The organism is Leifsonia xyli subsp. cynodontis, assembly GCF_050632205.1.
GTDB classification, from domain to species: domain Bacteria; phylum Actinomycetota; class Actinomycetes; order Actinomycetales; family Microbacteriaceae; genus Leifsonia; species Leifsonia xyli_D.
This window is the reverse complement of the sequence record NZ_CP192578.1, coordinates 3158373-3183897: the sequence shown is the minus strand read 5'-3', so window position 1 is coordinate 3183897 and position 25525 is coordinate 3158373. Positions and strand designations below refer to the sequence as shown.

The following is a 25525-nucleotide window of genomic DNA, read 5'->3' as shown; positions in this document are numbered from 1 at the left end:
CCGGGCCTAGCGGAGGAGCAGGTTCGGCTGGAGCAGATACTTGTAGGAGTCTGCGCCGGCCTGATCCTTGGACGTCTGGCTCGTGATGAGCACAGGGCCCGGCTTGTTGGGGTTCTCGGTCTTGGTGAACGAGATGCGCACGAATTCCGAGTGCACCGCCCCGAGACCATCGAGCAGGAACTGCGGCTTCAATGAAACCACCGTCTCCTGGCCAGTGAGAAGAGCGTCGATGCTCTCGGATGCCTGCGCCTGCTCGGAACCGATCGCTTCCAGCGTCAGCCCGTCGGCGGTGAAGGTGTAGCGGAGCGCGGCCTCGCGCTCCAGGACGAGGGCGACTCGGCGGGTCGCCTCGATGAGCTCTGCGGTGTTGATGACCGCGTAGTTGTCGACCTGCTCGGGGAAGAGCCGGCGCACGGGCGGGAAGTTGCCCTTGATCAGCAGCGACGTCACGGTCTTCCGGTCCGCGGTGAACGCGATCAGCTCGCGGTCGTCGCGATTGGTGATCGAGATGGACACGTTGCCGCTGTGGCCGAACGTCTTGCCGATCTCGGTGAGGGTGCGGGCGGGGACGAGCGCGGTGACCGCCTCGCCCGAGGTGGTGCCGTTGTCCCAGTCGATCTCGCGCACGGCGACCCGGTAGCGGTCGGTGGCGACGAGACCGAGCCTGTTGTCGCCGACCTCGAGCTGCACACCGGTGATGACCGGGGTGACATCATCGCGGGATGCGGCGACGCCGACCTGCGCGACCGCTTCGGCGAACTCCTCGGCCGGCACCAGACCTGCCTCACCGCTCACCTGCGGGATGCTCGGGTATTCCTCCACCGGCATGGAGAGGAGGGTGAAGTTGGCCGACCCGGCCCGCACGACGATCTTCGACTCCTCGGTCGAGAAGCGCACGGGCGCGTTCGGGAGCTTGGACGCGATCTCCGCCAGGAGCCGGCCGGAGACGAGCACGCGTCCCGGCTCCTCCACCTCGGCGGCGATCTCGGTCTGCGCGGAGACCTCGTAGTCGAATGACGAGAGCTGGAGTCCGTTCTCCGTGGTCTCGATCAGCACACCGCTCAGGATGGGCAGGGTCGTCCGCTGCGGAAGGAGCTTCACCGCGAAGGAGACGGCCTCGCTGAACACATCCCGATTGGCTTGGAACTTCACGAAGTCACCTCTGTCGGTTCACGGATAACGAACGTCACAAATCCTAGCGCCTGGCCTCCGACGCGGAAGCGGAGAGGGCCTGGGCCCTTGAGGTTGTCGTCCGCCCCCTCTGAGTAAGAGTTAAGAAGTAATCGTGTTAACCGCTGTGGAGAATGTGGATAACTCTGTTGAAGCCAGTCGATCACAGGGAACTACACATCGGTGACTTGTTGATGACCTGAGGATTCCGGTTGTTCACAAGGATCCGGGCGGAAGCCGTCGAGCGACGGGTTTTCACAGGACCGGGTCGGCCGTCCCCATTAACCGTCGAGTTCTCCGGAAGCTGTCCACAGGTTATCCACACGTGTTAATAACGCTTTGTCCCCACTCTGGGGATGGATTTGTGGATAAGTCCTGCGCTAGTGAGCGGCGTGTCTACTTGCCGTAGCGGTGATTCTGCTTGATCCGGCTGGTCAGCTCGGTGACCTGGTTGTAGATCGAGCGCCGCTCCTTCATGAGCTCGCTGATCTTCTTGTTGGCGTACATCACGGTGGTGTGGTCGCGGCCGCCGAACAGCTGACCGATCTTCGGCAGCGACAGGTTCGTGAGTTCACGGCACAGATACATCGCGATCTGGCGCGCGGTGGCCACCGCCTGCGACCGGCTCGACCCGTAGAGGTCGTCCACACTGAGCTTGAAGTACTCCGCCGTGTTCGTGATGATGTCGGTCGGCGCGATGACGTTGTCGTCGTCGAGCGTGATGAGGTCCTTGAGCACCGTCTGCACGAGGGGCATGTCGACCGGCGTCCGGTTGAGGCTGGCGAAGGCGGTGACGCGGATGAGCGTCCCCTCCAGCTCGCGGATGTTGCTCGACACCTTCGACGCCATGAACTCCAGGATGTCGTCCGGCACCTGGATCTTCTCGCTCTGCGCCTTCTTGCGGAGGATCGCGATGCGGGTCTCGAGGTCGGGCACCTGGACGTCGGTGATGAGGCCCCACTCGAAGCGGGACCGCATGCGGTCCTCGAAGCCGGTGAGGTGCTTCGGCGGCAGGTCGGAGGTGATGACCACCTGCTTGTTGTGGTCGTGGAGGGTGTTGAAGGTGTGGAAGAACGCCTCCTGCGTCTCGACGGCCCTCTGCAGGAACTGGATGTCGTCGATCAGGAGGATGTCGATGTTGCGGTACCGCGCCTGAAAAGAGGAGCCGCGGTTGTTCGCGATCGAGTTGATGAAGTCGTTGGTGAACTCTTCGGACGAGACGTAGCGGACGCGGATCCCCGGGTAGAGGCTCATCGCGTAGTGACCGATCGCGTGCAGCAGGTGCGTCTTGCCGAGCCCCGAGTCGCCGTAGATGAAGAGCGGGTTGTATGCCTTGGCCGGGGCCTCGGCCACCGCGACGGCGGCGGCGTGGGCGAAGCGGTTGGACTGGCCGATGACGAAGTTGTCGAAGCTGTACTTGGCGTTGAGCCGGGTGTCGCCCCGCGGGGCGGCGCGGTGATCTCCGTGGTCGCGCCGACCACGGGCGGGGTGACCTGCTCGACGTACGCTGCGGGGGTCGCCGGTCCTTCGGGGTCGGAAGCCGGGCCGGCCATCGTCTCCTGCTGGATCTCCGGATTGACGACGATGGCGAAGGTATTGACCGCGAGCGTCTCGTCGAGACCGCCGATCGCGTTCAGGAGCGGGAGCCGGCTGCGCTGCTCGATCATCCCGCGGGTGAACTCGTTGGGCACCTCCAGGTAGAAGGTGCCGGCCATGATGCCTTTGGGTTCGACGAGGCTGAGGAATCCATACAGCTGCGGGGTGATCCGATCGTCCGTCTCGAGCTTGCCGAGCACGTCCTGCCACGCCGCAGCTATGGGCTCTTCGCTGCCTGCCATCGTTCCCCGTCTTCGTCTGTGTTGCGGATGCCGTCAGCCCGACGTGGAGACGAGTCGCCCCCGGTGACTCTCGTCGGGATGGCGGCTTCCGATGCCGCCGGTGGGTATTCACAGAGTTATCCACCGCTGTGTGAGAAATACCGTAGCGATCTCCGGCCAGAATTGGCATGGCCTGGGGATAACTTTCGACCTCACGGTAACTTGTCCACAGAACGTCGATCAAATCCGATCCGGGGAATACGACGGCGCGTCGAACATCGGTTCCCTGCCAATACCATGCATAATCAGTGGATTTGAGTCGATCGGTTTGACCTCGTCCGTACCGAGGCCGTAGTTTTAATCAGTTGACTTGCAGCCGTTTCGGCTGCCCTCAAACTTTCCCGGTCTCGCGGCGCCGTTCCTCACGGTTCGGCGCGGGCCGGTGAAGAGACCACCACGGAGATTGATATGAGCAAGAGAACGTTCCAGCCGAACAACCGCAAGCGCGCGAAGACCCACGGCTTCCGCCTCCGTATGCGCACGCGTGCCGGTCGTGCCATCCTCTCGGCGCGCCGCAGCAAGGGCCGCACGAAGCTCTCGGCCTGATCCTTCGCCGGCAGAGGGCCATCCGGTGCTCGCCAAAGCCAATCGCATCACGCGGGGGGCGGACTACCGGGCCACGGTGAGACGAGGCGCCCGCTTCACAGGAGCGGTCACCATCACGTCCATCCGCCCGAACGCCGACTCCGACGTGGTGCGATTCGGCTTTATCGTGAGCAAGTCGGTCGGCAACGCGGTCACGCGGAATCGGGTAAGGCGTCGTCTGAAGGCGGCCGCCTACGACCTGCTCCCCCGGTTCGCGGCCATCGCCTCGGGCGACAGCGGGCTGGATGTGGTGGTGCGCGCATTGCCAGCCTCCGTTCAAGCACCGTGGGCTAGCCTGCACGAAGAGCTCCTCCGGGCCTCGAACCGTTTCTCCAGCCGCACTCAGACCACTAAGGGCAGCGTCCGTTCATGAACACCGCGATCGCAGCAGTGCTCCTCGCGCCGCGGAACGCCGCGGTGCTGGTGCTGCGCGCGTATCGTGCGGTCATCTCGCCGCTCTACGGTGACGTCTGCCGCTACTACCCGTCGTGCTCGGCGTACACGCTGCAGGCCATCCAGCAGCACGGAGTGGTGGTCGGCTCGGTGCTCGGGATCCGGCGCATCGCCCGTTGCCACCCCTGGGCGGCCGGTGGGGTCGACGACGTCCCCCCGGCGAAGAAGCCGCGCTACCGGGTGACGCCCTTCGGGTTCGTCGTCGCCTCCAGTTCGAACAGCCTCATCGGCCACGGAAAGGCCTAGCCACAACACATGGACATCATCGGTACCATCCTCTGGCCCATCAAGTGGGTCGTGGAGCTGATCCTGGTCGCCTTCCACTGGCTGTTCACCCAGATGGGCCTCGACCCGGCCGCCGGCCTCACCTGGGTGCTCGCGATCATCGGCTTGACGGTCGTCGTCCGGGCGGCGCTCATCCCGATCTTCGTCCGTCAGATCAAGAACCAGCGGCGGATGCTCGAGATCGCGCCGCAGCTGAAGAAGATCCAGGACAAGTACAAGGGCAAGAAGGACCAGTTCTCGCGTGAGGCCATGTCGCGCGAGACGATGGAGCTGTACAAGAAGACGGGAACGAACCCGCTCAGCTCGTGCCTCCCCCTCTTGCTTCAGATGCCGGTGTTCTTCTCGCTCTTCCAGGTGCTGAACGGCGCCCAGAGCGGGAAGGCGGGCGTCGGCCCCCTGAACGAGCAGCTCGCGCTGCAGTTCGGAAACGCCACGCTGTTCGGCGTCGCTCCCCTGCACCAGAGCTTCCAGGGCGCAATGAACGCCCACCCGCCGCAGGTCGCGGTCATGGTGATAGCGGCTGTTATGGTTGTTCTGATGACCGGGTCGCAGTTCCTGACCCAGCTGCAGATCGTCTCGAAGAACATGTCGCCCGAGACAAAGGCGAGCCCGCAGTTCAAGCAGCAGCGCATCCTGCTGTACCTGCTCCCCTTCGTCTTCCTCTTCTCCGGCTTCGCCTTCCCGCTCGGCGTGATGTTCTACTGGCTGACCTCGAACCTGTGGACCATGGGTCAGCAGTTCCTCGTCATCCGCAACATGCCGACCCCGGGGTCGGACGCGGCCAAGGCCCGCGAGGCGCGCCTCGCCAAGAAGGGCAAGCTGGTCCAGGCCGATGGATCGACGGTGCTGACCGTCGAGGAGCAGCCCAAGAAGCAGCCGACGCAGCGCGTTCAGCCCGTGAGCAAGACGCGTGCGAAGAAGCAAGCCGGAAAGTAGTGAGGGATTTCGAACCGATGACCGACGTGCAGACCTCCTCCCCTGAGCCGGCGGAGCTCTCCGAGAACGAGGCCGTGGAGTCCGTGACCGGCGAGGCCACGCCCGCTGACCTCGACCGCGAGGGCGACATCGCTGCCGACTACATCGAGGAGCTCCTCGACATCGCCGACATCGATGGCGACATCGACATCGACACCCGCAACGGGCGGGCTTACATCTCCGTGAATGCGGAGGACGGTTCGAACCTGTCGCTGCTGGCCAAGGCGGACACCGTCGCCGCGTTGCAGGAGCTGACCCGGCTTGCGGTTCAGAACCAGACCGGCGGGTACTCGCGCCTGATCCTCGACATCGCCGGATCGCGTGAGGCCCGTCAGGCTGAGCTGGGCAGCCTCGTCGAGCGCGCGATCGCACGACTCGAGGAAGGCGCAGCCGAGGCAGCACTCCCCCGATGTCGTCGTACGAGCGCAAGCTGGTGCACGACATCGTCTCCGAGCGCGGATTCGTCTCCACCTCGCGGGGCGAGGGTCGCGACCGGTACACGGTCATCACCGCGGCCTGAGTTTCACGTGAAACTGTGACTGCTGTCGAATCCGAGCCGAGCGCAGCGGCTGAGCTGTTCGGCGATCGGATCCTGCTCGCCCGCCGCTTCACCGAGTCCCTGGCGGCGCAGGGGGAAGAGCGCGGACTCATCGGTCCGCTCGAACTCCCCCGACTCTGGTCGCGCCACATCCTGAACTGTGGGATCGTCGCTCCCCTGCTGAGCCCGGGCGTCGTCGGGGATGTGGGAAGTGGCGCGGGCCTGCCGGGTCTCGTTCTCGCCATCGCCCGCCCGGATGTCTCGTTCATCCTCATCGAGCCGATGGAACGCCGGATCGCCTGGCTCCAGGAGCAGGTGGACGAGCTCGGGCTGGACAACGTCACGGTGGTTCGGGCCCGCGCCGAGGAGGTTCGGCTGGATGCTCGGCTGGACCAGGTGACCGCTCGCGCGGTCAGCGCGTTCCGCAAGCTGCTCCCCTCACCGCTCCCCTCCTCCGTGATGGCGGCGAGCTGGTGTTGATGAAGGGCGCCGGCGCGCCCGCCGAGGTGGAGGCGGCGGCTAAGGAGATCCGGAAATTCCAGGTGCACGACATCGAGGTTCTGACCCTCGGTGAAGGCGTTCTGACCGAGGTCACCAGGGTCATCCGAGCCACGGTTCGCTGATCCCGCGGCGGCCTTTCCGCCCGGAGAATCCGCCTGGTACACGGGAAGCGGATGCTTCGCGTGCGAGAGCGGGATCCTAAGCGCGTCGTGCCGACGTCTGCGCGTCCAGAAGCGCGCCCGTGAAGCAGGCAGGTTCGTGGATTCGGCGTGCCGACACGTCGAATCCAGGTGTCATCGCGGTCGGTGGTCCGCTACGCGTGCGTGTTCCTGCGACTTCGCACCGCATGGTCGAAGGATGCAGGGACGCCGCATCTCTGACGATCGTCCTCAGACTGCGAGGTGCACGGTGGCGGCGGACGTGTCGCCCGGTACGGTGACGCCGTCGCGGGGACGCGAGAGACGAAGTGCTCCTCCTCCGCGCGACGTCCGGGTGCAGGAAGCTTGCTGTCAATGCGCGCCGACCTCACTGCGGACGGTGATAGTGCGAGGATCGCGTGTTCCCGCGATCCGTCCCGACGCCGTACTGTCGGCCGCACTGGCCACGGTCAGAGCCCTCGGATCGACCGCCGGATGACGACCGGCTCGACTGGGCGCTGGCGCGATTTCGCCGAAGGGCCAGCCGACCGAGTCATCATCGGTGAGCGCACGACCCACTCATGTTTCGTTTCACGTGAAAACGGGATAGTTCAGCGCGGCGCGAGTCGTGGACCGGCCCGAGTAGGAGCACGGCTCGCATCGGGGCGGGCAGAGTTGCCAGCAGTCAGCCGCGATACCTTTCACCCCCTCCCCGACCAAGCCCACGGGACGGGCAGTCACAAGGCCAGAACCTCAGATCTGGCACGTGCCGCGATCCCGGTGAGCTGGGAAGGCCCGATCGTATGTCGGTGGGCTCCATCTGCGGCCAGATTCAGTCGACACCGCGAGTCTCCTCATCCAACGCCCGTTTCACGTGAAACGTCCGCCGCCAGCGCCTGGCTATAACGTCCTTCACGAGACGTTTCGAATCACCCTCCGTCGCGCGTGACCGATGAGCTGGCGGAGGAGGTCAAAATTGCGTGCGGCCGCCGGGAAGAGAGCCGGCTCCAACAGAGTCGCGGGCCGTTCGCGGACGAGTGGACACGACTCGGCCAATCCCCTGCCTTGACGGCGGTCTCCCGAGATAGACGCGTGGCGCGTGCAGGGCTGCTGCACAGGCCCCGGGGGCGACCGGGGCTCGGTGTCCGTCTGTCCAGGTGACGCTTCCTGGCCGTCCGACTTGCCAGCGCGGAGGACCACTGCCGGCATCAACTCAGGTGCCGGGCGATTTCCGGTTCGTGGGCAGGTGACCCCGGGCGGGGCGCCGTTTCACGTGAAACGCGCCGTCATTCCCATCCGCCGCACCGCCGTTCGACTCGGGTGACGACATCGCGCGCGGCGCGGCCGGATGTGTCAGCGGGGCGAGTTAGAGTTGAACATCGGGTGCGCTGCGGGTGTGCCGAACGACCGACGAAGAGCCGGTGCGAAGCACCAAGGAGCGACGAGGTTTCACGTGAAACAACCCCACCAGGACGAGCGCGGCGGAGTAGGTGAGATCGAGAGCGATATGGAGTCCGAGACCCCAGAGGCGACGTTCGATGTCAGCACTCCCCTAGCCAAAGAGATCCAGGATCTCGCGCGCCGCCGCCAGGCGATCGCGGCGACGACGCTTCCCCTCCCTCCCGTACCAGGATCTTCACGATCTCGAACCAGAAGGGTGGCGTCGGCAAGACGACGACCGTCGTCAACCTCAGCGCTGCGCTCGCCAAGTCGGGCGCTCGCGTGCTGGTCATCGACCTCGATCCGCAGGGGAATGCATCCACCGCCCTGAGCGTCGAGCACCGGGAGGGAACGCCGAGCGTCTACGACGTCGTCGTCAACGACCGCGAGATGGAAGAGGTCATCCAGAAGAGCCCCGAATTCGACGGCCTCTTCGTCATCCCCGCGACCATCGACCTGGCCGGCGCCGAGATCGAGCTCGTCTCGATGGTCGCGCGCGAGCAGCGGCTCTCCCGGGCGCTGGGCCGCTTCCTCGATGAGTACGACATCGACTACGTCCTCATCGACTGCCCCCCGTCGCTCGGGCTCCTCACGATCAACGCCTTCGTGGCTGCGACGGAGGTGCTCATCCCCATCCAGTGCGAGTACTACGCGCTGGAGGGGCTGAGCCAGCTGCTGAAGAACATCCAGCTGATCGAGCGACACCTGAACCCGAAGCTCCGCGTCTCCACGATCCTGCTGACCATGTACGACTCGCGCACCAACCTGGCGCACCAGGTTGCCGCGGATGTGCGCGAGCACTTCCCCAACGAGGTCCTGGAGACGATCATCCCCCGGTCCGTTCGCATCTCGGAGGCTCCGAGCTACGGACAGAGCGTTATCAGCTACGACACCAACTCGAGTGGATCCCTCTCCTACATGGAGGCGGCCGCTGAAATCGCACGCAGAGGAGTACCCCGCTAATGGCAGCGAAGCGCACCGGGCTGGGCCGAGGGATCGGCGCACTCATCCCGACCAGTGACCAGTCGAGCCGTCCGGTCGACGTGTTCTTCCCCGACAACTCCGCCTCCCTCGGCGGGAGCAGCGTGGCGGTCGCGGAGCGGCCGGACGATCTCATCGCAGTCCCCGGCGCCCGCCTCGCCAGCCTCTCCCCCGACGACATCGTCCCGAACCGCGCGCAGCCGCGAGTGGAGTTCGATCGGGAGGCGCTGGATGAGCTGGTCGCCAGCATCCGCGAGGTCGGCGTGCTGCAGCCCGTCGTCGTGCGTCCACTGCCCGACGAGCCCGGACGGTACGAGCTCATCATGGGCGAGCGTCGCCTGCGCGCGACGAAGGAGCTCGGGCTCGACACCATCCCCGCGGTCGTCAAGGACACCGCCGACGAGGACATGCTCCGGGATGCGCTCCTCGAGAACCTGCACCGCAGCCAGCTGAACCCACTGGAGGAGGCGTCCGCCTACCAGCAGCTGCTCGCGGACTTCGGCATCACGCAGGAGGAACTCGCCAACCGCATCGGCCGCTCGCGCCCGCAGATCACCAACACGATCCGGCTGCTCAAGCTGCCGGCCGTGGTTCAGGGGCGGGTTGCCGCCGGCGTGCTCAGCGCGGGGCACGCCCGCGCCATCCTGTCGCTCGGTGACGACCACGAGGCGATGATCCGGCTCGCCGACAAGATCATCAACGAAGATCTCTCCGTGCGCCAGGCGGAGGCCGCCGCGAGCAAGACCCCGAAGCCGGCGCGCACGAAGGCCACCGCCGGACGCCATCGGGGTCACCTCGACGAGATCGCGGGGACCCTCGGCGACCGCCTCAACACGCGGGTGAAGATCACCCTGGGCGCAAGAAAAGGCCAGATCGTAGTGGATTTCGCCACGATCCAGGATCTCAATCGCATCCTGGACGAGCTGGGGCAGCCGAGCTATAGCTGAGGCACCATCCCCGACGCCGGCGCCACTCCCTCAGGCGTCGGCGATCGCCGCGAGGGCCAGCGCGGCGTAGACGTCGCCCGGCTCCTGGCCCGAGGCCGTGATCGCCTGCGGCATGATCGAGGTCTCGGTGAGCCCGGGAAGCACGTTCGCCTCGAGGAACCACGGCGTTCCCGCGGCGTCCACGATCAGGTCGATCCGGGAGAGATGCCGCAGGCCCAGCGCGATGTGGGCGGTCGTCGCCGCCTCGGCAACGGCTGACCGGACCTGCTCGTCAAGCCGGGCCGGCACGTAGAACCGGGTCTCCCCCGCGTTGTACCGTGCGTCGAACGAGTACACGCCGTCGACCGGCTCGATCTCGACCGCCGGCAGCGCGGCGGGTCCATCGCCGGTGTCCACCACGGCGACCGATACCTCGACGCCCTCGACCTTGCGTTCGATCAGAGCCACGTCCGAGTAGGTGTAGGCGTCGACCATGGCACGAGGGAGCTCCTCCGTTGTCGCGACGATGGTCACTCCCTGGGCCGACCCTCCCTGTGCGGGCTTGACCACCAGCGGCAGGTCCAGTCCCTTGAGCACCGTCTGGAGAACGCTCCCGGCACCGAGCTCGCGGAACGTCTCCTGCGGCAGGGTGACCGAAGCGGGCGTGGAGACGCCGGCGCGCTCGACGATCGTCTTGGCCGTCGGCTTGGACCAGGCCAGCCGGGAAGCGTCGGCGTGCGAGCCGACGAAAGGCACGCCGGTCAGCTCCAGGAGCCCCCGGAGGGCGCCGTCCTCCCCGCTCGCGCCGTGCAGCGCAGGCCACACCACGTCCGGTCGTGACTCGTCGAGAAACCCCAGCAGCGAGCCGTCCGGGTCGCGCAGGGAGACGCGGTGTCCGACGCTGTTCAGTCCGTCCGCCACCCGGCGGCCGCTGCGCAGCGAGATGTCGCGCTCGTGCGAGATACCGCCAGCGAGAACGACGATGTCCAATGCTTCTTTTTGGGCCATGATCAGGGCTTTCTCGTCTAGCGAAGGTCGGTTGGCGGGTTGGCGCTCGTGCGGCTGGCTCGCGGGGAGGCATCCAGCGGACCGGTGCCGGCGAAGGTCTCCAGCAGGTCGGTTTCGCCGCCGATCACGTTCGCCAGTCGCCGTACACCCACGCGGATGTTCTCGGGCGTGGGGTAGCAGAACGAGAGGCGGATGTTCTGTGCGCCGGAACCATCGCCGTAGAAGGCGGTGCCCGGGGTGTACGCGACCAGCTCCGTCACCGCGCGCGGAAGCATGGCCTTCGAGTCGAGATGGGGCGGGAGGGTGACCCAGACGTAGAAGCCGCCGTTCGGATCGGTCCAGCTGAGTTCCGGCAGGTGCTCGGCGAGCGCCGACACCATGGCCTCCTTGCGTTCGCGGTACACGCCGCGGAAGGTGTCGATCTGACCCTTCCAGTCGGCGTTTCGGAGGTACTCCGAGATCACCAGCTGGCTGAATGAGCTGGGGCTGAGCACGGCGGCCTCGTTGGCGAGGATCAGCTTCTCGCGGATGGCATGCGGCGCGAGCGCCCATCCCACCCGGAAACCGGGGGCCAGCGTCTTCGAGAAGGTGCCGAGGTACACGACGCCGTCCTTCTCGACCGACCGCATGGCCGCGGGCGGCTTCTGGTCGAAGTAGAGCAGCCCGTACGGGTTGTCCTCGAGCACCAGGATGTCGTTCTGGCGAGCGATCTCGAGGATCTCGAGCCGCCGCTCCCAGGTGAGGGTCACGCCGGCCGGGTTGTGGAACGTGGGCACCGTGTAGAGGAACTTGACCGAGCGCCCGGCCGCCTTCAGCCGCGCGATGTGCTCGCGCAGTGCCTCCGGGATGAGGCCGTGCTCGTCCATCGGGACGTGGTCGACCTCGGCCTGATACGACTTGAAGATCACCATGGCCGTGACGTAGCTCGGCCCCTCGGCGAGCACCACATCCCCCGGGTCGATGAAGAGCTTGCTGAACAGCTCGAGTGCGTGCTGGGATCCGGTGGTGATGACCACGTCGTCGGCGCTGCCGCTGATGCCCTCCAGTGCCATGACCTCGAGGATCTGCTCGCGCAGGGCCGGAACACCCTGACCGGAGCCGTACTGGAGCGCCATCGCGCCCTGCTCGCGCATGACCCGGCCCATGGCGCCCACGACGAGATCCTCCGGAAGGGCGGAGACGAACGGCATGCCGCCGGCCAGCGAGACCACCTCGGGGCGGCTGGCGACGGCGAACAGGGCTCGGACCTCACTGGCGGCCAGGCCGCTGGTGCGCTGCGCGTAGTGGTTGTACCACGGGTCCAGATTGTTGCCCCGCTGCTGCGGGGTCCCCTGTTCGATCACGTGTGGGTTCCGTTTCTCTGCCGTTCAGCAATGCTATGGGGGTGGCGCACCGGCGGGAAAATCGATGACGGTCACCGGGTACGAAAAAGACCCGCCCGGCGGGTGAGCGCCGGACGGGTCTGGAAGAGGACGGGTCGCGCTACGCGAGGTAGGCGGCGAGGTCGGCCTCGAGGGCGGGCTTCGGCTTGGCGCCGATGACGGTCTTGACGACCTCGCCACCCTGGTAGACCTTCATCGCGGGGATGGAGGTGATCTGGTACTTTGCAGCGGTCTGCGGGTTCTCGTCGACGTTGAGCTTGACGATCTCGATCTTGTCGGCGTGCTCGGAGGCGATCTGGTCGAGGATCGGGCCGACGGCGCGACACGGGCCGCACCACTCAGCCCAGAAGTCCACGAGGATGGTCTTCTCGCTGTTGAGGACGTCCTGCTCGAAGCTGGCGTCCGTAACCGAACGTGCTGCTGACATTTTTCTGTTTCTCCTTATGCGGTGGTCGTGAGTTCGAGATCACCCGACGCGCCATCCGCTGCACTGTCGAGCAAATCCTGGGGGAGCGTCGTGAGGTAGTGCTCCGCGTCGAGGGCGGCGACCGTTCCGGACGCTGCGGCGGTGACCGCCTGGCGGTAGGTCGGGTCGATGACGTCGCCCGCGGCGAAGACGCCCGGCAGGTTGGTCTTCGAGCTACGGCCGTCGACGGCGATGGTGCCCTCCGCGGTCAGGTCGAGCTGCCCGTGGATGAGGTGGACGCGCGGGTCGTTGCCGATCGCGATGAAGAGGCCCTGCAGGTGCAGCTCGCTCTCCTCGCCGGTGACGAGGTTGCGCAGCTTCACATCCTGGACCTGCTCGTCGCCGCCGATGCCGATGACCTCCGAGTTCCAGATGAACTCGATCTTGTCGTTGGCGAAGGCTCGCTCCTGCATGATCTTGGAGGCGCGGAGGCTGTCGCGACGGTGGATCACGTACACCTTGTCGGCGAAGCGGGTGAGGAAGGTGGCCTCCTCCATCGCCGAGTCGCCGCCGCCCACGACCGCGATCGTGCGCTGGCGGAAGAAGAATCCGTCACACGTGGCGCACCAGGAGACGCCGTGGCCGGACAGGCGCTCCTCGTCGGCCAGGCCCAGCTTGCGGTACGCCGATCCCGTCGCGAAGATCACCGCGAGAGCCTCGTGCACGGCGCCCGAGCCGAGGGTCACCTTCTTGACCTCGCCCGTCAGATCGACTGACACGACGTCGTCGAGCACGATCTCAGTGCCGAACTTCTCGGCCTGCGCCTGCATCTTGAACATGAGGTCCGGGCCCATGACGGCCTCGGGGAAGCCGGGGAAGTTCTCGACCTCGGTCGTGTTCATCAGCTCGCCGCCCGCCTCGACGGAGGAGGCGATCAGCAGCGGCTTGAGGTTGGCGCGGGCCGCATAGACGGCCGCGGTGTAACCGGCAGGGCCGGAACCGATGATGATGATCTGCCGCACGGCGGAACTCCTTGACCTGTCACGACGCCTTCGTCTGGAGGCGTCGACCTGTAGAACACATCCTAGGCGGATGCTATTCCGTGTCACCTGGGTGTGCGCGAACGCCCTCCGGCGCGGTTCAGGATGGGCGCGAGCCCGGCCTCCAGGTCGGGCGAACGGAGGATGACGAGGAAGCCGACGTAGACGAGCGTCATCACGACGCCGATGACGGCGGATGCGATCACGGCCTGCACCGGTGCGAGGGTCGGGAACGCCAGATCGCCCACCCCGCCCAGGAGGACGAGGAAGCCGGCTCCGGCGACCACCGCTGCCAAGCCGGCCAGCAGGAACCGCCACAGGCTGGTGAGGATCCGCTGCCCGTCGATCCCGCCGGTCCTCCGTCTGAGGAGCGCGAACGCCAGCACCGCCTGCACGAAGCTCGCTATCGACACGATCAGGGCGATCGCTGCGGCTCGAAGTTCCGGGGCGACAGCCAGGCACGCGATCGCTCCCACCACGATCACCGCGGCCTGAGCCAGCGTGAACAGGAACGGCGTGCGCGTATCGCCCAGCGAATAGAACGCGCGCTGCGCCATGAACACCAGCGAGAAGGGGACGAGTCCGATCGCGTAGGCCATCAGGACCCAGCCCATCGCCTCGAAGTTCGACGTGAACACACGCGCGATGGGGAAGGCCAGCACGACCAGCCCCGCCGATGCGAGCACGATGAACAGCTGGATGGAGCGCGCCGCGCTCGAGAAGTCGCGCCGGAAGTCGTCCACCAGACCGGAATGCGCGTGCTCGGCCATGCGCGTGTAGTAGGCCGTCACGATGGAGACCGCCACGATGCCGTGAGGAAGCATGAAGATGAGCCAGGCATTGGACATCACGAACGAGCCGGGGAAGTCGGGGCCGGCGGAGTTGGCGACGTTCACTTCCACCACGCCGGCGAGCTGCGTCACGATCAGCATGGCCAGCGTCCAGCCCGCGGCCTTGCCCGCCGAGCCCAGCGCCACACCGCGCCAGCGGAAGTCGGGACGGAAACGCAGCCCGACCCTCCGCCAGAAGAAGAACAGGACGATCGCCTGCACCGCGACACCGAGGGTCGCGCCGCCTGCCAGGAGGGCGACCATCGCCGGTGTCCACTCCGCGTGCGGATTGAGAGCGGGCGAGTTCGCGCCGAAGGAGACGATGAACACGCACAGCAGGATGATCGCGACCACATTGTTCAGCGCCGGCGCCCACGTGAAGGGACCGAACGACTTCCGCGCATTGAGCACTTCGCCCAGCAATGTGTAGAGGCCGAGGAAGAAGATCTGCGGCAGCGACCAGTAGGCGAAGGCGGTGGCCAGCTCGCGCTGCGACTCCGGGACGCCGAAGAGGACGATGAGCACCGGAGCGAGGAAGGTGGCGACGATCGCGACGGCGGCGAACACGACCATCCCGAGCGTGACGAGCTTGTTGATGTAGGCCCTGCCGCCATCCGCGTTGACCGACGCGCGCACGATCTGCGGCACCAGGATCGCGTTCAGGATGCCCTGGGCGATGATGGCGTAGAGGCTGTTGGGGATGATCGTCGCGGTGCCGTACGCGTTCGCCGCGAAGGAGACGACACCGATCGCCTGCACGAGGAGCCATGCCTTGGCGAAGCCCAGGAGGCGCGAGGCGAGCGTGCCGGAGGCGAGCAGCGCGCTCGCGCGCCCGACGCTAGCCACCCGGACGCTCCTCGGCGTGCGCAGGCTCGGCCGCATCAGCAGCCGCATCCGCGTCCGCATCCGCGTCCGCGTCCGCCGTCTCCTCGTCGGCGCCCTTCGACCGCCGCCGCAGGATGTTGCGCACGATGCCGAAGCCGAACAGCAGCACCAGCAGGATGCCGAAGATGATCGCGCCGATCCCCTCCCAGTCCGCGTGCACGTCCACGGTGACGGAGGTGGGGTCGCCGATCGGCACGCCGGTCGGGCTGTAGAGGTGCAGGGACAGCACCACCTGTCCGTTGCCGACCTTCGCCTTGACGGGGATGAGGACGGTCGCCCGCGAATCCTGCAGGATGCGCTTGGTGGTCGACTGGTCGACCTCGAGCCGGCTGTTCGACGGTGACGCGGTGAGCACGATCGTCACTGCATCGTCCGGCAGCTCGTTGCTGACTGTGAAGGGGATCGACCCCTGCGCGCTCACCAGGTTGACGTTCTCGGTCGGAAGGATGCGGATGGAGTGCAGGATGTCGACCGTCCTCCCCCGCTCCTTGGCGACCGCGGTCATCCAATCGGTGCGCGGGTTCTGCCACGTGATCGCCAGCAGCGTCAGAAGCTCGGCGCGCGTGCGTCCGGTCAGGCGGGTGGGGTCCTCGAGCACGGTCGCGAATTGGCCGAGCGCGCCCTCGTCCTGCACGAGCCCACGGATGCCGGCGATCCTGTCTGCCGACTCCGGCGCGTCCACGAGGTCGAGGCCGGCGGTGGTGGCTGCCTCCTTGACGGTCGAGAAGGACGCCGGAGCCGACCACGGCGACGAGAAGAGCGAGTTCAGGGTGCGCTCGAGCTGGGTGCCGCTGGACGGCCAGGAGCGGTCCAGCGCGACCAGCAGGCGCCGCGCGTCGCCGCCCTCCTGGGCGATGAGCGCGAGCTGGGCGTTCACCTTCGACATCGCGGAGTTCCAGGCGACGTCGCTCGGTGCGGAGATCGCCTGCCGGAGGGCCTCGCTGAGCCGCTGGTCGGAGGACACGATCCGGTCGCTCCCCGAGGCGAGGGGAGCGTTCGGAGTCGTGCCGAGGTCGGCGGCGTTCGTGTTGCTCCCGGAGACGATTGCCGTCGTCAGGCCCGCGGCGGCGAGCGGAGCGAGGTCGGCGCGGCGCACGGTCTTGTCACCCGGCCAGCTGATCCCGCTCAGCGTGTAGTTCCAGGCGAGCAGGGAGTTCAGATCCGGGATGGTGGGGCCGGGCGTCGCGGTGGGGCTGGGGCTCGGTGTCCCCGTGGTCTTCGGCGCGGGCGTCGGCGTCGCGGTCGACGGCACGCCGACGGGTGTGGGGGCCGGGGTGAAGTTCTTCGGGTCGATCGCGTAGCCCAGGGAGGTGGGAGCCAGCGGAGCCGGGATGCCCGCCTGGAGCTGGCCCACCGCGTCCGCGTCGCCGTAACCGAGAGAGAAGGTGTCGTTCGGCAGCTCGGCCAGGCGGGTCAGCCACTCGACGGCGCTCGCCGGAGCGGCATTGCCGAGCACCCGGATGGACGCGATGATCATCGGGTCGATGCCGACGGTCACCGTCGTGTGGCCGTTCAGGCCGTCGAGGTCGCGCGTCAGGATGCCGTTCGGAGCGGTGTAGGTCGCCAGGTCGTCGGCCGCGATGAGACCGTCGGATCCGGCCGGGGTCACGATCGGCAGCACCACGTTCAGGCTCGCCTGCTTCGCGGCGCCGCCGGGATACCAGACGAGCGAGCCGCGCGGCTCGGCGCCGGCGGAACCCGCGTGAACCGAGGCCCCGATGCCGAAAACCGCCGATGCGGTGCGGACGGCGAACGGCAGAGAGGCGGCGGGCACGGCCACGCGGACGACCGTGCTGGTGCCCGGCTCGAGAGTGTTCAGCTGCGACTGCCCCAACGTAACCGCCTCGGCAGGTTTATCCGTCGAGCCAAGCCAGGACGTCAGAGCGGCGCGACCGTCCTTCGGCTCGGGGTCGACCCAGAGCGCGACGGAACCGGACGAGTAGGCCGTGTCGGTGGGGTTCGAGACGGTGACGGAGACGCCGAGGTCCTTGCCGGGGGTGAGCACGCCGCCGTCGTCGGCTGTGACGGTCGCCGTCAGCGTCGAGGCGGAGGAGGTCGCGCTCGGGCCCGGTGACGGCGAGGGCGCGGGAGTGGCGGCTGCGGCCGGCACCGCGCCTCCCGTGATCGAGGCCAGCGCCGTCAGCGCGCCCACTGCTGCCGTGGCCGCGAGAACGCGGACGCGGGCGTGGAACGTCGCACCCCGGCGACGGGTGGAGGAGGCTGCGCTCATGCGTCGACGCGCGATCCCGACTCGGCCTCCATGACGACGATTGTAGAGGCCACCCCCTGAGAGCCCGGCGAGCAGCACCGTTAAACTGGGGCACCATGCAGAGCGTCGCCGAATCCCTCGAACGCCTCGGCGACCTCGCACGCACGCCGTCGGTCGCCCGTCTGGCCGACGCTTTCCAGGCGGCCGGCCACGAGTTGGCCCTCGTCGGCGGACCCGTGCGCGACGCGCTTCTGGGTCGCTCCGTGCATGATCTCGATCTGACAACGGACGCGCGACCTGACGACATCCTCCGCATCGTCTCCCCCATCGCCGACGCCGTCTGGGATGTGGGACGTCAGTTCGGGACGATCGGCGCACGTCTGGGTGACGACACCGTCGAGATCACGACCTACCGCAGCGATAGCTACGACGGCACGACGCGCAAGCCGGAGGTCGAGTTCGGCGACACGCTGGAGGGCGACCTCCTCCGGCGCGACTTCACCGTCAACGCGCTCGCGCTGCGGCTGCACGAGGTGCGCCTGGTCGACCCCTCCGGAGGCGTGGAGGACCTCATGGCGGGGTGCTGCGCACGCCGAGCACCCCGCAGATCTCCTTCGGCGACGATCCCCTGCGGATGATGCGGGCTGCGCGCTTCACGGCTCAGCTCGGGTTCACCGTCGACGACGAGACGCGCGAGGCGATGGCCGCTATGGCCGACCGCATCGAGATCGTGAGCGCGGAACGCGTGCGCGACGAACTGAGCAAGCTCCTTCAGGCCGACCGACCCCGTCCGGGGCTCGAACTCCTCGTGCAGAGCGGGCTGGCGGAACTCGTCGTGCCCGAGATCCCCGCCCTGCGGCTGGAGGTCGACGAGCACCACCACCACAAGGACGTCTACCAGCACAGCCTCACCGTGCTCGACCAGGCCATCGACTATGAGCACGAGCGGCACCCGGGCGAAGCGCCCGACCTCGTGCTGCGGCTCGCGGCCATCCTGCACGACATCGGCAAGCCCGCGACCCGTCGCTTCGAGCCGGGGGAGCGGTCAGCTTCTATCACCACGACGTCGTGGGGGCGAAGCTGGCCAAGAAGCGGCTGACCGCGCTCCGCTTCGACAAGGCGACCATCGACTCGGTCGCGCGCCTCATCGAGCTGCACCTGCGCTTTTTCGGTTACGCCGACACGCACTGGACCGACTCGGCCGTGCGGCGCTACGTGCGTGACGCCGGCCCCGAGCTCGAGCGCCTGCACATGCTGACCCGCGCGGACGTCACGACGCGCAATCGCAAGAAGGCCGACCGGCTGGGATTCGCCTACGACGACCTCGAGTCGCGCATCCGCGAGCTGCAGGAGAAGGAGGAGCTGGATGCCGTGCGGCCCGACCTCGACGGCGAGCAGGTCATGAGCATCCTCGGCATCCGTCCGGGACGCGAGGTCGGGCAGGCGATGAAGTACCTGCTGGAGCTCCGGCTCGACGAGGGGCCGCTCGGCGAGGAGGAGGCCACGCGGCGCCTGCTCGCGTGGTGGGGCGACCGAGCGCCCGCCTGAGCGCTTGTTTCGCGTCGTCCACAGGGCGCGGGCCCGGCGGGTTCTCCACAGATTTCGGGTCCCGAGCCTTCGGGATGCGCCTCCCCGCGAGAGTGGGGACATGACCGAGATCACCGCCGGCTGGCGCCCCGCACCCGCATCCGTTACCCTTGATAAGTTGCCTGGGCGCCAGTTCGCCCTGGGCACGTCTATGACACCCTCCTGCTGCAGACCGTCTGCAGCCGCTGAGACCAGAGGAGGTGGGTTAGTCATGCATCAGTACGAGTTGATGGTCATCCTCGATCCCGAGATCGATGAGCGCACCGTGGCTCCGAGCCTTGACAAGTTCCTCAACGTCGTCCGCAACGACGGTGGAACGATCGACAACGTCGACATCTGGGGACGTCGTCGCCTGGCTTACGAGATCAACAAGAAGTCCGAGGGCATCTACGCCGTCGTGCAGCTCACCGCAGAAGGTGACACCACGAAGGAGCTCGACCGCCAGCTGAAGCTCAGCGAGGCCGTCATGCGCACCAAGGTCCTCCGCGCCGAGGAGGCGATCGCCCAGGTCGCCGCCGCTCAGAAGCGCGCCGACGAGAAGGCCGCCCGCAAGGCCGCCACCTCCGAGAAGGCCGGCGCCTAGTCCCATGGCCGGCGAGACCGTCATCACCGTGGTGGGCAACCTCACGGCCGACCCCGAACTGCGCTACACGCAGAACGGGCTGGCTGTCGCCAACTTCACCATCGCCTCCACTCCGCGCACATTCGACCGTCAGGCGAACGAGTGGAAGGACGGGGAGGCGCTGTTCCTCCGAGCCAGTGTCTGGCGCGAGTTCGCCGAGCACGTCGCGGGTTCGCTGACCAAGGGGTCGCGCGTCATCGCGCAGGGCCGCCTGAAGCAGCGGTCCTACGAGACGAAGGAAGGCGAGAAGCGCACCAGCATCGAGCTCGAGATCGATGAGATCGGCCCGTCGCTGCGCTACGCCACCGCCCAGGTCACCCGTGCCCAGTCCTCCGGCGGTCGTCCGGGTGGATTCGGCGGCGGCGCGCCTGCCGTCGAGGAGCCGTGGGCCGCTTCCGCTCCCGCGGACCCGTCCGCCGGTGCGGATGTCTGGAACACTCCGGGCTCCTACAACGACGAGACCCCCTTCTAACGAGATTCGCCTCTCGATGAGAGGGGCACACATCATCAGCCCGCCGGCCGTATGCCGGACGGGCGGAAAGCAAAGGAAACCATGGCTGGAAAGTCGAGCGGCGACCGCCGCAAGCCGATCCGCAAGGGTAAGGACGGCAAGAACGCCGCACCCGCGAAGTCCGTTCGCGTGGGCGTCATCGATTACAAGGACGTCGCCACCCTGCGCAAGTTCATCTCGGAGCGTGGAAAGATCCGCGCCCGCCGGATCACCGGTGTCTCCGTCCAGGAGCAGCGCCTCATCGCCCGCGCGGTCAAGAACGCGCGCGAGATGGCGCTCCTCCCCTACGCCGGCTCCGGCCGCTAAGGAGAAACGACATGTCGAAGGTTATTCTCACGCACGAGGTCACCGGCCTCGGCTCGGCCGGTGACGTCGTCGACGTCAAGAACGGCTACGCCCGCAACTACCTCGTCCCCCAGGGCTTCGCGATCGCGTGGAGCCGTGGCGGCGAGAAGCAGGTCGAGCAGATCCGCGCGGCACGTGCCGCTCGCGAGCTCCACACGGTCGAGCAGGCCCAGGACCTCAAGGCGAAGCTCGAGGCCACCAAGGTGAAACTGACCGTGAAGGCGGGCCGCGAGGGCCGTCTCTTCGGTTCGGTCAAGACCGGCGATGTCGCGGACGCCGTCAAGGCGGCCGGCATCGGCGAGCTCGACAAGCGCAAGATCGAGCTCCCCAACCCCATCAAGGTGGTCGGCGACCACGAGGCGACCGTGCGTCTGCACGACGACCTCTCGGCCGTCATCTCCCTGCAGGTGGTCGCTGCCAAGTAAGGCAAATACGCGAAAGTGTAGCGGCGGGCGAATGCCCGCCGCTACCTCTCGTTAAGGGACTTTTCCCCGGCCTTGTACACAGGCGCTCAAGCCACAGGCGCAAGCTTGACCACAGGGTTCAAGGAACTTTTTGCACACAGGGTGGGGACAGAAAAATCCCTGGTCTGGCCGTCTATATCCGCCAAAGCTCATTTGTTGTCCACAGGTTTCCACACACCTTCTACACACACTCCACGGCGTTTCGCGCAGATTCTCCCCAGTTTTATCCACAGGCTGAGTTGTGAGTGCGGGACCGGCGTCCATAGGGTGTCGGAGGTCGTCCCGACAATTGACTCGAGGGATGTGCCGCCCAGCAGTGAGGAGAGAACGTGTCGATCGCCCATATCGGTCTCGCCGACGGTCGTGACCAGGGCGACGTCCGCTCCCCCGAGCGCACGCCGCCCCACGACCTGCTCGCCGAGCAGAGCGCGCTCGGCGGCATGCTGCTCAGCAAGGATGCGGTGGCCGATGTGGTCGAGGTCATCCGCGGCACAGACTTCTACATCCCCAAGCACGAGATCATCTACGACGCGATCCTGTCGCTCTACTCGCACGGCGAGCCGACCGACGTCATCACGGTCACCGACGAGCTGACGAAGATCGGCGAGCTCTCACGCGCCGGTGGGGCCGAGTACCTCCACACGCTGACGAGCCTCGTGCCGACCGCCGCCAACGCCGGCTACTACGCCAACATCGTGGGCGAGAAGGCGCTGCTGCGGAGGCTCGTCGAGGCCGGCACGCGCATCACGCAGATGGGCTACAAGGCCGAGGGCGAGGTGCTCGACCTCGTCAACAACGCCCAGGCCGAGATCTACTCGGTGACCGGCACCCAGGAGACCGAGGACTACGTCCCCCTCACCGAGGCCGTCACCGTCGCGATCGATGAGATCGAGGCCGCCAAGCACAAGGACGGCTCGATGACCGGTGTCCCGACCGGTTTCGCCGAGCTCGACGAGCTCACCAACGGCCTCCACCCGGGTCAGATGGTCATCGTCGCGGCGCGACCGGCACTCGGTAAGTCGACCCTCGCGCTCGACTTCGCCCGCGCCGCCGCGATCAAGCACGACATGCCGACCATCTTCTTCTCGCTCGAGATGGGGCGCAGCGAGATCGCGATGCGCCTGCTCTCCGCCGAGGCGTCCGTTCCCCTGCAGAACATGCGAAAGGGAACGGTCGACAACCGTGACTGGACGACCATCGCATCCACTCGCGGCCGCATCAACGACGCGCCGCTGTACATCGACGACAGCCCCAACATGACCCTCGTCGAGATCCGCGCCAAGTGCCGCCGACTCAAGCAGCGCGTCGGCCTCAAGATGGTCATCATCGACTACCTGCAGCTCATGACCAGCGGCAAGCGCGTCGAGAGCCGCCAGCAGGAGGTCAGCGAGTTCTCGCGAGCGCTGAAGCTGCTCGCCAAGGAGCTCCAGGTGCCCGTCATCGCGCTCTCCCAGCTCAACCGTGGCCCCGAGCAGCGCGCCGACAAGCTCCCCGCCCTGAGCGACCTCCGCGAGTCCGGATCGATCGAGCAGGACGCCGACGTCGTCATCCTGCTCCACCGCGAGTCCGCGTACGAGAAGGACAACCCGCGTGCAGGCGAGGCCGACCTCATCGTTGCCAAGCACCGAAACGGCCCCACCCGCACCGTCACGGTCGCCTTCCAGGGCCACTACTCGCGCTTCACCGACATGGCGCCGGTCTGAGAGTGATCGGAGCGAGTCGACCGATGTGAATGCCGCGGTCGCCAGCGATGGCGGTGGCCACGATCGATCGCAATGCCGGCACTCTCTGGCTGGGTCAGATGGCCGAGGACTCAGTCCCAGTTAAGGGTTCGCTCACCTATGCCGCGGTGCTTTCGCGGGCGATCAGTTGATGGGGAGCGATGAATTCTCTTGCGTCGATCGACGGCTCGTCGATGCGGGTGGCGAGCCGGTTCACTGCGGTCCGGGCGATGAACGGAATGTCTAGGGAGATGGTGCTGAGCGACGGCCGCGAGTACCGGCCCTCTTCGATGTCGTCGATGCCGATAACTGCGACGTCTTCCGGCACGCGCAGCCCTGCGTCGAACACCGCGCGGATGGCTCCCATCGCCAGCAGATCCGAGTAGCAGAAGATGGCATCGGGGCGAGGGTCCTGCGCTACGAGTGCTGCTGCGGCGGCGTAACCGTCCGCTCGTCCGTAGTGAGGCGCAGTCATCTGCAGCCCCTCGACAGGCTTGCGGCCGTGCTCCTTGAGCGCAAGGTGGAATCCTTCGGTCCGCTGCAGAGGTGTGGCGTACTCCTCCGTGGGCTGGGCGCCGATAGCGGCGATACGGGTACGGCCACTCTCGAGGAGGTGCATGGTTGCGTCGTGTGCGGCCTGGATGTTGTCAATAGCCACGTGATCGAACCGTCCATCGAAGGTGTGCTCGCCGAGCAGGATGATGGGCAACTCCTCCGATGCCTCCACGTTGTCGAGCTCTTCGCGTGTAGCCAGCGGAGCGAAAAGCATCCCGTCGAAGAGGTTCCGGCGGCCGCCGCCGCGCAGCAATTGGCGTTCCCGTTCGTGGTCGTGCCCGGTCTGATCGATCATCACCTGAAAACCCAATGAGCCGGCCTCGTCGATCACCGCGCGCGCGAGCTCGCTGAAGAACGGCACATCGATCTCCGGCACCACAAAAGCGAGAAGCCCGGTCTTACCCGTTCGAAGGGTGCGGGCGACGGGGTTCGGAACGTATCCGAGGTCGTCGATAGCCTGCATCACCCGCGTGCGCATCTTCTCGCTCACATGCTCGTATCCGCTCACCACGTTGGATACCGTGCGGACAGAGACCTGGGCTCGATCAGCGACATCGCGCAATGTTGCGGGCATGGCTCTCCTCTCGGGAATTCGCATTCTACCGTTTGCAACGTGCGCAAACGTGAGCTACTGTTTGCATACGTTGGCAAAACCGCCGAACCCTGCGGTCCCCCGGCCGACGTATCGTCGAATCCTGCACGAAGGAGTGTCATGAAGCTCACACCACGCAGCGCCCGCGGTGCTGCTGTCCGCGTCGCGGCTGTTGCCACTGCGGCGCTCGTCGCCATCGGCCTCAGCGGCTGCGGTCCGCAGATCGGCTCCGGCAGCGCCTCCACGTCCGACACCTCGATCCTCAAAGCCCCCGCCGAGAGTTCGCCCAAGGGCACGATCACCATCTGGGACCGCTCGGGCGACCTGTTCAAGGTGTTCGACGCGGCGATCAAAGACTTCAACAAGGCCTATCCGGGCATCACCGTCAAGCATGAGGCCGTCGACATCGACAACAAGCTTCAGAACACGCTCATCACCGGCACCGACGTGCCGGACGGGGTGTTCCTCGACGATGCCAAGGTCGGCGGGTACGTCGACTACCTCTGGAACCTGAAGGATGTGCTGGCTCCCTACAAGAAGGACATCGCCAAGCAGAAGGTCGATGTCAACACGGTCAAGGGCGGCATCTACGGCGTCCCGTTCGACCTCGACCCCGGCCTCCTCTTCTACAACGCCAAGGCCCTGAGCGCCGCTGGCATCGACCCGAGCGGCGTCCGCACCTACGACGACCTCATCGCCGCGGCGAAGAAGTACCAGGCGTACAAGCCGGGGGCCAAGCCGATCCACCTGGAGCAGAGCACGTTCCTCGGCCAGTTGCAGCTCGAGATGTACGCGAGCCAGCTCGGCACCAGCCTCGCCGGCGCCGACGGCAAGCTCCGCCTCGACTCCCCGCAGTACACCAAGATCCTGACCTGGCTCGACTCCGTGCAGAAGCAGGGCCTCGGCACGCGAGCCGAGTACCTCAGCCCCAGCGACATCGGAGCGCTCGACTCCAGCAGCGAGGTCTTCTACCCGTGGGCGCAGTGGTTCGACTTCGCGCCGCAGCAGCAGTTGAAGACCACGGTCGGCGACTGGCGCGCCATGCCGCTGCCGGCCTGGTCGTCCGGCGGCGCACGCAGCGGCGCGATGGGCGGCTCGTCGTTCGTCCTGCCCAAGGGCGGCAAGAACTCGCAGCTCGCGTGGCTGTTCTACAAGTTCCTGATGTTCGACAAGGCCGGCTACACCGCGGTCTACGGCTCGAACAGCGTCTACCCGGGAGGCCTCAACACCTCGATTCCCGCTTACCAGCCCGCGGCGAACCCGGCGAAGCCGCTGTTCAAGCCGATACCGGCGATGGGCGACCAGGACCTCTGGAGCACCGCGATCAAGGCGGGCAAGCAGATCCCCGGTGGCGCGCCCATTCCGTCCTGGTGGTCGGGGGCCGTGGACTACCTCGGCAACGACATCCAGAAGATGCTCGACGGCACGATGACGCCCAAGCAGGTGATCGATCAGTCGTCGACGGACATCCAGACCAACCTGATCGACCGCAAGTAGCGG

General features: G+C 66.8%; 20 protein-coding genes and 4 pseudogenes. 15 read left to right on the top strand and 9 right to left on the bottom strand.

The window, feature by feature from the left end; genetic code table 11:
- Positions 1–6 precede the first annotated feature (6 nt).
- Both dnaN and dnaA read right to left on the bottom strand, forming a co-directional pair.
- Positions 7–1152 carry a DNA polymerase III subunit beta gene (gene dnaN / locus ACQ86M_RS15905; RefSeq protein WP_431246137.1) on the bottom strand — a complete coding sequence of 382 codons (1146 nt, stop codon included), beginning with the start codon at positions 1150–1152 and terminating at the stop codon, positions 7–9.
- A 414-nt stretch (positions 1153–1566) separates the two neighbouring features.
- Positions 1567–3177, bottom strand: coding sequence for a chromosomal replication initiator protein DnaA (dnaA, locus tag ACQ86M_RS15900; RefSeq protein ID WP_431246136.1), 1611 nt, complete (start codon positions 3175–3177; stop codon positions 1567–1569).
- A gap of 278 nt (positions 3178–3455) precedes the next feature.
- Here dnaA and rpmH point away from each other — a divergent pair, with 278 nt between their 5' ends.
- The 8 genes and pseudogenes from rpmH to ACQ86M_RS15860 all read left to right on the top strand — a co-directional run bounded on the left by rpmH (position 3456) and on the right by ACQ86M_RS15860 (position 9889).
- On the top strand, positions 3456–3593 hold the full coding sequence (gene rpmH / locus ACQ86M_RS15895; RefSeq protein ID WP_064110460.1) for a 50S ribosomal protein L34: 138 nt from the start codon (positions 3456–3458) through the stop codon (positions 3591–3593).
- A 25-nt stretch (positions 3594–3618) separates the two neighbouring features.
- Positions 3619–4005, top strand: a complete 387-nt coding sequence (gene rnpA, locus ACQ86M_RS15890; protein WP_431246135.1) for a ribonuclease P protein component — start codon at positions 3619–3621, stop codon at positions 4003–4005.
- A complete protein-coding gene (yidD, locus tag ACQ86M_RS15885; protein ID WP_431246134.1) occupies positions 4002–4331 on the top strand; it encodes a membrane protein insertion efficiency factor YidD in 330 nt (109 codons plus the stop codon). Before rnpA ends, yidD begins: the two co-directional genes overlap by 4 nt.
- Before the next feature lie 9 nt (positions 4332–4340).
- Positions 4341–5306 (top strand): membrane protein insertase YidC, encoded by a 966-nt coding sequence (gene yidC, locus ACQ86M_RS15880; protein ID WP_431219577.1) that lies wholly within the window; start codon positions 4341–4343, stop codon positions 5304–5306.
- Positions 5307–5323: 17 nt separating this feature from the next.
- Positions 5324–5865, top strand: a pseudogene (locus ACQ86M_RS15875) (protein jag).
- A gap of 15 nt (positions 5866–5880) precedes the next feature.
- A pseudogene (gene rsmG / locus ACQ86M_RS15870) lies at positions 5881–6506 on the top strand (16S rRNA (guanine(527)-N(7))-methyltransferase RsmG).
- A gap of 1522 nt (positions 6507–8028) precedes the next feature.
- Positions 8029–8924 (top strand): annotated as a pseudogene (locus ACQ86M_RS15865) (ParA family protein).
- Entirely contained in the window at positions 8924–9889 is a 966-nt protein-coding gene (locus ACQ86M_RS15860) for a ParB/RepB/Spo0J family partition protein (RefSeq protein WP_431246133.1), read from the top strand. Before ACQ86M_RS15865 ends, ACQ86M_RS15860 begins: the two are co-directional and overlap by 1 nt.
- A gap of 30 nt (positions 9890–9919) precedes the next feature.
- On the opposite strand, the gene ACQ86M_RS15855 is transcribed toward ACQ86M_RS15860, so the two are convergent.
- The 6 genes from ACQ86M_RS15855 to ACQ86M_RS15830 all read right to left on the bottom strand — a co-directional run bounded on the left by ACQ86M_RS15855 (position 9920) and on the right by ACQ86M_RS15830 (position 17649).
- Positions 9920–10876, bottom strand: coding sequence for a D-alanine--D-alanine ligase family protein (locus tag ACQ86M_RS15855; protein WP_431246132.1), 957 nt, complete (start codon positions 10874–10876; stop codon positions 9920–9922).
- Positions 10877–10893: 17 nt separating this feature from the next.
- Positions 10894–12219, bottom strand: coding sequence for a PLP-dependent aminotransferase family protein (locus tag ACQ86M_RS15850; RefSeq protein WP_431246131.1), 1326 nt, complete (start codon positions 12217–12219; stop codon positions 10894–10896).
- A 139-nt stretch (positions 12220–12358) separates the two neighbouring features.
- A complete protein-coding gene (trxA, locus tag ACQ86M_RS15845; protein WP_089916071.1) occupies positions 12359–12685 on the bottom strand; it encodes a thioredoxin in 327 nt (108 codons plus the stop codon).
- A gap of 14 nt (positions 12686–12699) precedes the next feature.
- On the bottom strand, positions 12700–13686 hold the full coding sequence (gene trxB / locus ACQ86M_RS15840; protein ID WP_431246130.1) for a thioredoxin-disulfide reductase: 987 nt from the start codon (positions 13684–13686) through the stop codon (positions 12700–12702).
- Between the two features lie 83 nt (positions 13687–13769).
- Complete coding sequence (gene murJ / locus ACQ86M_RS15835; RefSeq protein WP_431246129.1) at positions 13770–15380, bottom strand: murein biosynthesis integral membrane protein MurJ; 1611 nt, start codon at positions 15378–15380, stop codon at positions 13770–13772.
- Positions 15373–17649 carry a DUF6049 family protein gene (locus ACQ86M_RS15830; protein WP_431246128.1) on the bottom strand — a complete coding sequence of 759 codons (2277 nt, stop codon included), beginning with the start codon at positions 17647–17649 and terminating at the stop codon, positions 15373–15375. The genes murJ and ACQ86M_RS15830 overlap by 8 nt, the downstream gene beginning before the upstream one ends.
- A gap of 95 nt (positions 17650–17744) precedes the next feature.
- Here ACQ86M_RS15830 and ACQ86M_RS15825 point away from each other — a divergent pair.
- The 6 genes and pseudogenes from ACQ86M_RS15825 (at position 17745) to dnaB (ending at position 22860) form a co-directional block, all read left to right on the top strand.
- Positions 17745–19176: pseudogene (locus ACQ86M_RS15825) on the top strand (CCA tRNA nucleotidyltransferase).
- A 250-nt stretch (positions 19177–19426) separates the two neighbouring features.
- The gene (rpsF, locus tag ACQ86M_RS15820) at positions 19427–19798 is read left to right on the top strand and encodes a 30S ribosomal protein S6 (protein WP_018189014.1); all 372 of its coding nucleotides are present in this window, start codon (positions 19427–19429) and stop codon (positions 19796–19798) included.
- A 4-nt stretch (positions 19799–19802) separates the two neighbouring features.
- Positions 19803–20309: a single-stranded DNA-binding protein gene (locus ACQ86M_RS15815; protein ID WP_064110449.1), complete on the top strand. Its 507-nt coding sequence runs from the start codon at positions 19803–19805 to the stop codon at positions 20307–20309.
- Between the two features lie 81 nt (positions 20310–20390).
- Entirely contained in the window at positions 20391–20654 is a 264-nt protein-coding gene (gene rpsR / locus ACQ86M_RS15810) for a 30S ribosomal protein S18 (RefSeq protein WP_018189012.1), read from the top strand.
- Positions 20655–20665: 11 nt separating this feature from the next.
- Positions 20666–21118 (top strand): 50S ribosomal protein L9, encoded by a 453-nt coding sequence (rplI, locus tag ACQ86M_RS15805; RefSeq protein WP_431219568.1) that lies wholly within the window; start codon positions 20666–20668, stop codon positions 21116–21118.
- A 368-nt stretch (positions 21119–21486) separates the two neighbouring features.
- On the top strand, positions 21487–22860 hold the full coding sequence (dnaB, locus tag ACQ86M_RS15800; protein WP_431219567.1) for a replicative DNA helicase: 1374 nt from the start codon (positions 21487–21489) through the stop codon (positions 22858–22860).
- Positions 22861–22996: 136 nt separating this feature from the next.
- Here the strand turns inward: dnaB and ACQ86M_RS15795 are convergent, their stop codons facing one another.
- The gene (locus ACQ86M_RS15795) at positions 22997–24007 is read right to left on the bottom strand and encodes a LacI family DNA-binding transcriptional regulator (RefSeq protein ID WP_431246127.1); all 1011 of its coding nucleotides are present in this window, start codon (positions 24005–24007) and stop codon (positions 22997–22999) included.
- Between the two features lie 138 nt (positions 24008–24145).
- On the opposite strand from ACQ86M_RS15795, the gene ACQ86M_RS15790 reads away from it, so the two are divergent.
- Positions 24146–25522 carry an ABC transporter substrate-binding protein gene (locus tag ACQ86M_RS15790; RefSeq protein WP_431246126.1) on the top strand — a complete coding sequence of 459 codons (1377 nt, stop codon included), beginning with the start codon at positions 24146–24148 and terminating at the stop codon, positions 25520–25522.
- The last annotated feature ends 3 nt before the right edge of the window (positions 25523–25525 follow it).

Excerpts from the sequence above, each read along its gene's own strand:
- dnaA (WP_431246136.1), bottom strand. The coding sequence starts at position 3,177 with ATGCCAATTCTGGCCGGAGATCGCTACGGTATTTCTCACACAGCGGTG.
- rpmH (WP_064110460.1), top strand. The coding sequence starts at position 3,456 with ATGAGCAAGAGAACGTTCCAGCCGAACAACCGCAAGCGCGCGAAGACC.
- yidD (WP_431246134.1), top strand. The coding sequence starts at position 4,002 with ATGAACACCGCGATCGCAGCAGTGCTCCTCGCGCCGCGGAACGCCGCG.
- yidC (WP_431219577.1), top strand. The coding sequence starts at position 4,341 with ATGGACATCATCGGTACCATCCTCTGGCCCATCAAGTGGGTCGTGGAG.
- ACQ86M_RS15860 (WP_431246133.1), top strand. The coding sequence starts at position 8,924 with ATGGCAGCGAAGCGCACCGGGCTGGGCCGAGGGATCGGCGCACTCATC.
- ACQ86M_RS15855 (WP_431246132.1), bottom strand. The coding sequence starts at position 10,876 with ATGGCCCAAAAAGAAGCATTGGACATCGTCGTTCTCGCTGGCGGTATC.
- trxA (WP_089916071.1), bottom strand. The coding sequence starts at position 12,685 with ATGTCAGCAGCACGTTCGGTTACGGACGCCAGCTTCGAGCAGGACGTC.
- ACQ86M_RS15830 (WP_431246128.1), bottom strand. The coding sequence starts at position 17,649 with ATGAGCGCAGCCTCCTCCACCCGTCGCCGGGGTGCGACGTTCCACGCC.
- rpsF (WP_018189014.1), top strand. The coding sequence starts at position 19,427 with ATGCATCAGTACGAGTTGATGGTCATCCTCGATCCCGAGATCGATGAG.
- ACQ86M_RS15815 (WP_064110449.1), top strand. The coding sequence starts at position 19,803 with ATGGCCGGCGAGACCGTCATCACCGTGGTGGGCAACCTCACGGCCGAC.
- rpsR (WP_018189012.1), top strand. The coding sequence starts at position 20,391 with ATGGCTGGAAAGTCGAGCGGCGACCGCCGCAAGCCGATCCGCAAGGGT.
- rplI (WP_431219568.1), top strand. The coding sequence starts at position 20,666 with ATGTCGAAGGTTATTCTCACGCACGAGGTCACCGGCCTCGGCTCGGCC.
- ACQ86M_RS15795 (WP_431246127.1), bottom strand. The coding sequence starts at position 24,007 with ATGCCCGCAACATTGCGCGATGTCGCTGATCGAGCCCAGGTCTCTGTC.
- ACQ86M_RS15790 (WP_431246126.1), top strand. The coding sequence starts at position 24,146 with ATGAAGCTCACACCACGCAGCGCCCGCGGTGCTGCTGTCCGCGTCGCG.